Here is a 6,307-nt window from a genome sequence, read left to right as displayed (position 1 = left end):
GAGCCGATCATCCCTTGCGCGGCTGTTACTTGATCAGGTGTCAGGTTCATAGCCACTCCTCATTGCCGTCGGGCACGTCGCGCGTGTCGGCCGCGACAATTAAACCGTAGAGTAGCCCCAGCAGGGCCAGCAATCCGACCGTGCCGCAGAGCAGGACGGTCAGGGCCAGGATGATATTTGGCAGGCTCATTACGGGTAGCTCTCCCCTGCCGTGAACGGCAGATAGACCGGGCAGGAGCGGGAGGCCTCCGGCGACGTGTGCATTTCGACCGCGGCCACCGTCCAGATGACGAACGCCAGCAGCGCGGCGACGATAGCCACAACGATTACGTTTCGGACTGTTTCGATTTCTCTTTTCATGATTCCTTTTCCAGTTTCTGCCGGATGTAATCCGGGTCGATGCCAATCCACGCGCAATCGGCCGCGAACCCGTCGCCGGCGATATACGCCCGCGCCCGCCGGGCCAGTGCGGGCGTGCTGCCCACGTCGGCCACCGCCCGCCGGATGACGGCCGTCATGAGCCGCGCCGCCGGGTCAATGTCGGTCAGGTAGTCGCGCCACTGCTCGCGGTTCAGCCGTTGCGCGCCCCTCAAACGTGCCTGTGTCCATCTGTCTGTCATGGCTCCCCTCAAAATGGCGGCCGCGTCGTGCTCGGCAGCTCGCACCGCACCGCGAAACACTCCCACGCGATGCCGAACCCGGCGCGATAGTTGTACATTGAGAACAGGACGGTCGGGTCGTCGGGCGAGATGTACGTCCCGCCCACGCTGCCCTTCATCTTCTTCCAACCGGCGCGCCGCAGCGCAGCCGCGAACTGGAGCCGTGTCCACGGTTTGACCGGCGCGGACGGGGTGATTTCAGTCATCGCGCGAGCCTCCTCTCAGGTCGATGGCGGCGATGGTGAGTACGATGGCGATCAATACGATGACGATGATTGCGTTGGGGAATGGAACGTTCATAGCTGTTGCAAGGCCTCCTGTAATGTGATTTTGTGGATCGCCGCGTACCAGTCGGCGTAGTCGCCCCAGAGGCAGCCGGCCCAGCAGCGGGCACGGCGGCCGTCGCGGTCGACGCTGACGGACGGGTGACGGTCGTTGTGTAGCGGGCAGCAGGCCCACCAGCGATCGCCCCGACGGATTGCGCCGGGGAATAGCTCTAGGATGTTGTGCCGGGCCAGCCGGTCGGTGATGGGGTCGTCGGCCGACCGGACAGGGTTGGCGGCGGCGGCCCACGGATCGGCCGGCAACTGGGCCACGCGGGCGACGGGCGGCGGCGCGACGGGCGCACCCGCCTGGGCAAGAGCCAGCAGCGGCGCGGGCAGTACGCAGGCCAGCCGGTCGACGCGCAGGATGGGCGCATCACTCAGCAGCCGGTAGGGCGTGCCGCTCGGATGCATCGACGGCGGGGCCAGTACGTAGCCGCCCGCCGCCTTGATGTCGATGGTGCCCGCTTTCATCGTCGACACCGGCTCGTCAACGAACAGGTAGACGTGGACGCCGCGCGCGGTCTGAACGGTGTAGGAAAATCGCGCTTGCGGCGCGTTCGCGCGGCTCCAGTCGCGCCAGAGGTCGTAGGCGGGCCGCTGGTCGAAATCGAGGACGACCAATCCGCGCCAGCCGGTGATCACGGCCAGATTGGTGAGGCGGCTTGCGAACCAGCGCCGGATTTCGGCGGCGCTTGGAAGGCGGGTCTGGAATTCGCGCCATGCGGGGACGGCGGGTCGTTTGTCGCGCCAGGCGACGGGGATGACGGCGATGCCGTCGGCCGTCCATTGTTCGGCGGTGTGGGTAAGGGGGTTCATATCACCACCCCGACGCCCTTGCGGGTGACGCCTTTGTAGCTCCAGACGCGGTTGATTCGTTTACGCTCGTGGCCGTTTTTCTTCATGATGCGGGCCAGTTCCATGAGGCTGGCGCGCTGGTTGTCCTTCAGGCCGTAGGTTTCCAGTTCCAGCACGATGTCGATGCCGGGCGTCCAGGTATCGACTGCCGGATCGAGGGTGTAGTATTTGCGGAGCATGCCGTCTATGGTCGGCTCCGCTTCATATTCCGAGTTGATTTCGGCCTGTCGTTGGCGCTCGAATGGCGTCAATTCCCAATTCTCGCCGGATTGCCAGGCGGTGAACGCTTCGGCCCAGACCTGTTCCACGTCGAGGCTTGCGTAGCCAAAATCAATGGCGGTCAGGTTGACGACGGCGAACCGGGTGTTCCCGGTGGAATCGTTGAGGAAGCCCGGCCCTTCCTCGTTGATCGATCCAATCAACGAAGCCAGCGAGGGCTTGACGACATCGTGCCGGGCGTAGGGGCGGCGGATTGTCACCTCATGTCGGGTCACAAAATCCTTGAGGGCGGAGCGGTCGGCCCGTTTGGTCGTGGCATCCAGTTCACTAAGTTCCCAGATGAAGACCGATGTGAGCCGTATCCAGGTGTCCTTGTCGTCTGTGTTGAGCGGCCCCTCGAAAAAATAGTCGCGCAGGGGAGCGAGCCAACGAGCGAACCGGGATTTGCCGAGATACTGCTCGCCGTCCAGTACCAGCATGTAATTACGCGCTTCGAGGTCGTAGACTTTGGCGACCGCGCCGATGAGCCAGCGCCGCAGGTAGAGCGGAAATACGTCGTGTTTGTCGGTGAAATAAGTGGCCAGTTTGGCAATATGGTCGCCGCCGTCCCATTCCAGCCCGGCGAACCAGGCCTTAATCGGATGGTAGCAGTTGACCACGGCGTGGGCGGTGTAGGCGTCTTCGACCTCCGTCATGCGCTTGTGCCGCAAGTCGCGCATTTTTGTGCGGATTTGCGCCTCCAGCATGTCGGTGATCGGCTCGCCGTTCACTTCGATTCGGTCGGTCACTTCGTTGTACCTGAATGTGTAGCCCAGAGAAGTGAGGTCTCTCAGATAGTCCGCTGTTGATGCCATTCCAATACCCCTGCCGCTTGCACGGCTTACTGTTACTGTGTGTTGTTGTTGTCTGTCAGGCCGTCAGGGGATTCCAGCCATTCCATTTCCGCGTCTATCCAGTCCAGATAGGCGGCCAGTCGTTCCTCGTTCATCGGCGGCCTCCCCTGGCGAATTGCCCGGCGTAGCGGCGCGCGGCCTGTTCGTAGGCCCGCGCGGCTTCGACGGCCGTGGGGTAGCTGCCGAGGTAGATTTTTTTGCGGTTGACGGTGATAGCCGCCTGCCACGGTTTCGGGCCGTCCTGGTAGGTGTTACGACTGACGCCTTTGTAGCCGGTGGTGTTGTGGGCGGGCAGGTCGCGGTTAAATGCGTTTTCGCTGGAATTGCTCAGGCGCAGGTTCTCGCGCCGGTTGTTGAGTTTGTCGCCGTCGATGTGGTCGACCAGTTCCCAGCGTTCCAGCGGACGGCCGACGGCGCGGGCCATGACGATGCGGTGAAGCCGCTGCATGGCGTAGCTGCCGCTGCCGCTGTTGATGACGTAGCCGTTGCTGTTGACGAACCAGTTCTCGTTTTCGAGATCGGCGTCATCGGGGCTGACCCAGGTGGTGAAGGCTCCTGCTTCGATTTCGCTCATAATTCCACCTCGATGTCCTCGGCGATCTCGATGAGTTTGTAGCGGGCGGCGTCGACCTCTTCGAGGGTGACGGGGATTGTGTTGCCGTTGACGAACAGCACAGCCTCGGCTCCGTATTCCTCGACGAGGGTCTGAGCGGCGGCGGCGGCGCGGGCGGTTTCGTCGGGGCCACCGCTTTCCGGGTGCGTCCATTCGCCGGGGATGACGTCGCCCTCGGCGGTGAGGGCCGCGCCGTACTGGTCGGCCGTTTTCATGCCGCCGATGATGTCGGGGGCGGCTACGTCGGCGGCAAACCCGACGGCGCGCCACAGGCACATGTTGCGCGGGTATTTCGCCCAGCCGCTGCCGCTCTTTTCCAGTCCGGCGCGCCGCGCATCTTCGAGGGTGAAGCGGGCGGTGTAGGTGAAGCCGTCGGCGCGTTCGATGGTGCAGGTGTGGCCGGCGTAGGCGTTTTTGTCGTCGTAGAGTTCGCTGATCTCGATGCGGCGGATTTTGGGGCTGGCGTGCAGGATGGCCAGCGCGCCGCGCGGCGACAGGCCCGGCTTGCTGTCGATGACGTGGATCAGGTCGAAGGAGGCGGTCAGAGGCAGGTTCAATTCCCGCCCCTTGAGCATGATAGCGGCGGCGGCGGCGGGGCTGCTGACGTTGAACAGGCGGCTGGCGTGCATCACCGGCGCGATGGCGTTGATCATCTCCCATTCGCCGGTGGTGATTTCGTTTCTCGTAGTCACAAGTGCGGTGGTCATTTCGGATTCTCCTTGAAGGGGACTACCGACCGGCCGTCGGCCGTGGGGGGACGGCTTAAGTTGCACAGGCGTTTGCAACGAAGGGGTTAGGGTACTTGTCACGAGCCGGTCAGTAGTCATGGGATTAAGCAGATTCAATCAGGCGGTTACGATTTCAAGCTTGCAGTCGGCGGGAATGCCGAGCGTTTCGCGGACTTTGGCGCGGGTCTCCTTGCCGATGCCGATCAGGTTCAGGGTGTCATCGGTTAGGACGCTGAGGGCGAAGGCGGCCGTCCCGGCCTGTTCGAGCATGCTCTTGGCGCGGTCGGGGCCGATGCCCGGCAGGGCCATAAGCAGGGCCATGCCGGGGGCCAGCAGCTCGGGCTTGCGGACGGCGGCGGCTCGGACGGGGCCGCGGTCGCGCCGGGCGAGGCGGTCGATGAAGGGCGCGAGTTCGTCGGGGCCGGACAGGTAGATGACGGCGACGCCGAGTTCCTGCACGGTCTGGAGCGCGCCCTGGACGGACGCCCAGCGCCAGTTGACCGGCGCGCCGTCGGCGAGGGTCTTGCCGTCGCGGCCGGGGGCGAGTGTGCCTTCTACGGCGATGTAGGCCCACGGCGACATGTCGACCATGGCCGCGGTCTGCTCGAACAGGCGGCCGTCGGCGATGGAGGCGAGCAGGTCGTCGGCGGTCTTGCGCTCGATGATGAGCAGGTTGCCGTCGGCGGCCGCGACCCAGATGTCGCCACAGGCGAGCTGGGTGACGGCGACGGTCGCGCCCTCGAAGTCGAGGCGGCGCACGTGGGGCGGCTCGCGGTGGTCGATGAGTACGGATTGAATCGTGTTCTGTGTCATGGTGTGTTCCTTGGCGGCCGGTCGGGCGTCCCAACCCGACCGGCCGCAGAAAGGAGGAGAACCCACTGCTAGAACGCCGGCTCGGTAGCCGACGCGATAGCCTGCATGACTTCCGGCGAGCCGATGTTGAAATGCTTCGCCAGAATCGGATTGCTTTTGAGGGCGGCGTCGAGGGTCGGGATGTCGACGCCGGTGCCGCGGATGGCGGTCTTGACGATGGCCGGCAGGAACGCCAGGGCGACCTGCCGCTCGGCGTCGGCCGCGGGGCTGCCGTTGTGGCCGTTGCCGTTGGCGGCCGGGGTGCCGCTGAAAATGTCGGTCTGGGGGGCCGCGCCCTGGGCGGCGGCTTCGCAGGCGGCGCCGTTGGGGTAGACAGCCATAACGGCCGGGGCGGTGCGCTGTTTCTTGTTGCCGTCGCGGTCGGTGTATTCGCCGTATGGCTCCATGACGGCGTGGACGAAGCTGCCGCTGAATTTCTGGAGGTCGGTGATGCCGAGGGCCTTGAGCGACGGCAGGGTGACTTTCAGCCAGCCGTCGGTGCCGATTTCGGCGATGAACTTGCGGTCGTAGTTCGTGCCGCCCAAATCCTGAATGTTGATGTCAACCGCCGTGCGGCGGTCGCTGAGGCGGTCGATGCCGTCGTCGAACGGCACGCGACCCGCGCCCTTGACGAGCTTGCAGAACCACATGTCGAATTCGATGCGGCCGTAGATGTCATTCGAGAATGTCGCCTCGACGGCCTCGGCCGCGGCTTGCCATGCGTTTCGGGTGTTGTTGGTCATTTCGGGTTCTCCTATAGGTGAAATTGGGTTAAAGGGTGTATCCCAACTCGGTCATTGAACCGAGGTAATACCAGGAAAGGTTGTAATGCCGGCCGGGAACGACGCGATAGACGCTGTCGGTTTCAGGGTCGAGGGTGATGTCGCCGAACTTCTCTCGCGGCTCGTTGTGGTTGACGGGGACGATCTTGCCGTCGCCGTTGACTGTCCAGATGTTGATGACGGGGGTGTGCATGGTTATTTCTCCGTTGTCAGGCGCTGGTATTCGTTTATGATGTAGCGAAGGGCGATGGATACATTGCCGAAATCGAAACGGGTATTGATTTCGTCGACCACTGCCCAGTTACGGCCATACAGCGACACGCTGCGGCCAATAATTTCATCGTTCTTCGTATCGGTTTTGAGTTCGTAATTCATGGCTG

12 protein-coding genes are annotated in these 6,307 nt (G+C 63.8%); all 12 read right to left on the bottom strand.

The window, feature by feature from the left end:
• Positions 1-46: 46 nt before the first annotated feature.
• Positions 47-190: a hypothetical protein gene (locus PLC66_RS18540; RefSeq protein WP_324543248.1), complete on the bottom strand. Its 144-nt coding sequence runs from the start codon at positions 188-190 to the stop codon at positions 47-49.
• Entirely contained in the window at positions 190-360 is a 171-nt protein-coding gene (locus PLC66_RS18535) for a hypothetical protein (RefSeq protein ID WP_324543247.1), read from the bottom strand. The genes PLC66_RS18540 and PLC66_RS18535 overlap by 1 nt, the downstream gene beginning before the upstream one ends.
• Complete coding sequence (locus tag PLC66_RS18530; RefSeq protein WP_324543245.1) at positions 357-620, bottom strand: hypothetical protein; 264 nt, start codon at positions 618-620, stop codon at positions 357-359. Before PLC66_RS18530 ends, PLC66_RS18535 begins: the two co-directional genes overlap by 4 nt.
• 8 nt (positions 621-628) lie before the next feature.
• Positions 629-865: a hypothetical protein gene (locus tag PLC66_RS18525; protein ID WP_324543243.1), complete on the bottom strand. Its 237-nt coding sequence runs from the start codon at positions 863-865 to the stop codon at positions 629-631.
• 90 nt (positions 866-955) lie between these two features.
• Positions 956-1,801 carry a bifunctional DNA primase/polymerase gene (locus PLC66_RS18520; protein WP_324543241.1) on the bottom strand — a complete coding sequence of 282 codons (846 nt, stop codon included), beginning with the start codon at positions 1,799-1,801 and terminating at the stop codon, positions 956-958.
• Positions 1,798-2,847, bottom strand: a complete 1,050-nt coding sequence (locus PLC66_RS18515) for a VapE domain-containing protein (protein ID WP_324543239.1) — start codon at positions 2,845-2,847, stop codon at positions 1,798-1,800. The genes PLC66_RS18520 and PLC66_RS18515 overlap by 4 nt, the downstream gene beginning before the upstream one ends.
• A gap of 196 nt (positions 2,848-3,043) precedes the next feature.
• Positions 3,044-3,526 carry an HNH endonuclease gene (locus PLC66_RS18510; RefSeq protein ID WP_324543237.1) on the bottom strand — a complete coding sequence of 161 codons (483 nt, stop codon included), beginning with the start codon at positions 3,524-3,526 and terminating at the stop codon, positions 3,044-3,046.
• Entirely contained in the window at positions 3,523-4,272 is a 750-nt protein-coding gene (locus tag PLC66_RS18505) for a hypothetical protein (RefSeq protein WP_324543235.1), read from the bottom strand. Before PLC66_RS18505 ends, PLC66_RS18510 begins: the two co-directional genes overlap by 4 nt.
• 138 nt (positions 4,273-4,410) lie before the next feature.
• Entirely contained in the window at positions 4,411-5,106 is a 696-nt protein-coding gene (locus tag PLC66_RS18500) for an ERCC4 domain-containing protein (protein WP_324543232.1), read from the bottom strand.
• 68 nt (positions 5,107-5,174) lie between these two features.
• Complete coding sequence (locus PLC66_RS18495; RefSeq protein WP_324543230.1) at positions 5,175-5,888, bottom strand: hypothetical protein; 714 nt, start codon at positions 5,886-5,888, stop codon at positions 5,175-5,177.
• Positions 5,889-5,916: 28 nt separating this feature from the next.
• Positions 5,917-6,120, bottom strand: coding sequence for a hypothetical protein (locus PLC66_RS18490; RefSeq protein WP_324543228.1), 204 nt, complete (start codon positions 6,118-6,120; stop codon positions 5,917-5,919).
• 2 nt (positions 6,121-6,122) lie between these two features.
• Positions 6,123-6,302: a hypothetical protein gene (locus tag PLC66_RS18485; protein WP_324543226.1), complete on the bottom strand. Its 180-nt coding sequence runs from the start codon at positions 6,300-6,302 to the stop codon at positions 6,123-6,125.
• Between the last annotated feature and the right edge of the window lie 5 nt (positions 6,303-6,307).

The sequence above is a fragment of the Thauera sp. genome (assembly GCF_035444905.1).
GTDB lineage: Bacteria > Pseudomonadota > Gammaproteobacteria > Burkholderiales > Rhodocyclaceae > Thauera.
The sequence above is the reverse complement of the archived record's forward strand: the minus strand, read 5'-3'. Positions and strand labels throughout refer to the sequence as shown.

What these genes read in the sequence shown, in the direction of transcription:
- PLC66_RS18500 (WP_324543232.1), bottom strand. Translation starts at nt 5,106, where the DNA reads ATGACACAGAACACGATTCAATCCGTACTCATCGACCACCGCGAGCCG.
- PLC66_RS18520 (WP_324543241.1), bottom strand. Translation starts at nt 1,801, where the DNA reads ATGAACCCCCTTACCCACACCGCCGAACAATGGACGGCCGACGGCATC.
- PLC66_RS18535 (WP_324543247.1), bottom strand. Translation starts at nt 360, where the DNA reads ATGAAAAGAGAAATCGAAACAGTCCGAAACGTAATCGTTGTGGCTATC.
- PLC66_RS18510 (WP_324543237.1), bottom strand. Translation starts at nt 3,526, where the DNA reads ATGAGCGAAATCGAAGCAGGAGCCTTCACCACCTGGGTCAGCCCCGAT.
- PLC66_RS18505 (WP_324543235.1), bottom strand. Translation starts at nt 4,272, where the DNA reads ATGACCACCGCACTTGTGACTACGAGAAACGAAATCACCACCGGCGAA.
- PLC66_RS18485 (WP_324543226.1), bottom strand. Translation starts at nt 6,302, where the DNA reads ATGAATTACGAACTCAAAACCGATACGAAGAACGATGAAATTATTGGC.
- PLC66_RS18530 (WP_324543245.1), bottom strand. Translation starts at nt 620, where the DNA reads ATGACAGACAGATGGACACAGGCACGTTTGAGGGGCGCGCAACGGCTG.
- PLC66_RS18495 (WP_324543230.1), bottom strand. Translation starts at nt 5,888, where the DNA reads ATGACCAACAACACCCGAAACGCATGGCAAGCCGCGGCCGAGGCCGTC.
- PLC66_RS18540 (WP_324543248.1), bottom strand. Translation starts at nt 190, where the DNA reads ATGAGCCTGCCAAATATCATCCTGGCCCTGACCGTCCTGCTCTGCGGC.
- PLC66_RS18490 (WP_324543228.1), bottom strand. Translation starts at nt 6,120, where the DNA reads ATGCACACCCCCGTCATCAACATCTGGACAGTCAACGGCGACGGCAAG.
- PLC66_RS18525 (WP_324543243.1), bottom strand. Translation starts at nt 865, where the DNA reads ATGACTGAAATCACCCCGTCCGCGCCGGTCAAACCGTGGACACGGCTC.